Annotated in this window: 2 protein-coding genes; one reads left to right on the top strand and one right to left on the bottom strand. The window is 46.9% G+C overall.

Annotated features, from left to right (window positions below; all coding sequences use genetic code 11):
- On the top strand, positions 1-330 hold a 330-nt coding region (locus PKX57_RS12150), incomplete at its 5' end, for a ferritin family protein (protein WP_472417584.1).
- 304 nt (positions 331-634) lie between these two features.
- On the opposite strand, the gene PKX57_RS12145 is transcribed toward PKX57_RS12150, so the two are convergent.
- Entirely contained in the window at positions 635-1,330 is a 696-nt protein-coding gene (locus PKX57_RS12145) for a peptide-methionine (S)-S-oxide reductase MsrA (protein ID WP_472417583.1), read from the bottom strand.
- Positions 1,331-1,626: the final 296 nt, after the last annotated feature.

Genomic DNA, 1,626 nt, shown 5'->3' with positions numbered 1-1,626 from the left:
ACCTACACTTTCAAAACCACCAGAAACATGTTCTCGGAAATGCTTCAAGACTCGATATGCTTCAATATTGAGGCAACCAATCTGGAAGCCTACGAGCATGCCGTGGAAATGGAAAAAGAGAGTGTGAAGCTGTACCTCGATCAGGCGAAAGTCACCAAAGAGCCTTCCGAGAAAGAGGTTCTCATCAGGCTCGCTGCCGAGGAAAACAAACACCAGATAATACTCGAAAACCTCATGGATTTCATTCGCAAGGGAAAAGACTGGGCCGAGTCGCCCGAGTTCAGCCATCTGGAAGAGTGGGACGAAATTACCGACCTGGACAAGTATTGATTAGAAGTACACCCTAACAAAACTGTTATCCCGTTTGGCGAAAATAGGGACTGACGATTCTCCTCACGTCTGTCCCTTTTTTCGTGCGTTTCTACTCGATCCCGTCATCCCGTAATGCTCTTATACGGGATCTCGCTCTTCTCGTCCGTCTCTAAACAGAGGTAAGAGGGGGAGAGGTCAGAGGTAAGAAAGTCGAGATCTTATCGACCTTCCAGCCTCTTGCCTCTTACCTCTAGCCTCAGGTTCCCCAAGGACGGGTCCACGCTCTGGGACGACTGACGAAGGACAGCTCTTCTCGTTCTTCTTACATCCCGAGTGATGAAACCGTTGCGCTGGCCAGGCCGTAACTGTTTATTTCTTCCTCGAAGAGTGTATTGTCGCCTTTACCGGCAAGCAGCGCGTTGAGCCTCGCCGCAGCGGTCGAACCGTCGAGCGAAAATATATCTCCATAGTACCTCAATAGATCGGCCATTATCTGTTTGTCTCGCTGAAGATAGAACTTAAGGTGATAATCTTCGGCACGATAGAACTTATCGTACGGGGAGAGCTCCGTAGCTGGCTCCAATGCCGTTTCGGCCTTGCGAATGGAAATGAATTCTTCGGCCATTCTCTTCTGTTCGCCGGTGTGGTACAGAATAAGAGACATATACTGCCTCTTGTAGCTTTTGCTGTAAGGATTGTGTGAGTTCCAGAAGATCTCTATCAGCTCGCGATAAGTTATTTCGAGGGGATTGAACTGTATCTGAACCACTTCGGTGTGGTCGCCTAGAGAGTAATATGTGGGGTCCACCCTCGTTCCACCGGCATACCCAACGCTTGTCTTATATACACCGCGAACTCCGCCAAATGCCGCTTCAGATCCCCAAAAACAACCAAGTCCGAAAGTCGCATATTCTAGCGCTTCGGGAATCTCGCCGTCGATCTCAGGTTTATGAATAGCTGCCATGGAAAACACTCCCGTTATGATGATTAACGAAATCACCAGTGATCTCTTGCCCATCGTTTTACCTCCAAAACCAAACTATAATTATCGGTTATACTTCGACGTTCTATCGAGTCACAGAGTTCACTGTATAAAAGTGAAATGGGTCCTCTCTTTGAGGACCCATTTTCAATTGGGAAAATTTCCGAACAGGGGTGGGGTTTAGCATGTTTTATGTGAACGATTCAATTGGGGTCATGAATCTATAGAACCTTCCATCTGATCTTTTCATCTAGATTCTAGTCCATTTTTGACCTCGATCAATTAACCTTTTGTGACCCTTTTTTAAGTCTCTATGTACTTTTTTTCACCAG

Source organism: Mesotoga sp., from assembly GCF_035363035.1.
GTDB lineage: Bacteria > Thermotogota > Thermotogae > Petrotogales > Kosmotogaceae > Mesotoga.
This window is presented reverse-complemented; position numbering and strand designations above follow the sequence as displayed.

What these genes read in the sequence shown, in the direction of transcription:
- PKX57_RS12145 (WP_472417583.1), bottom strand. Translation starts at nt 1,330, where the DNA reads ATGGGCAAGAGATCACTGGTGATTTCGTTAATCATCATAACGGGAGTG.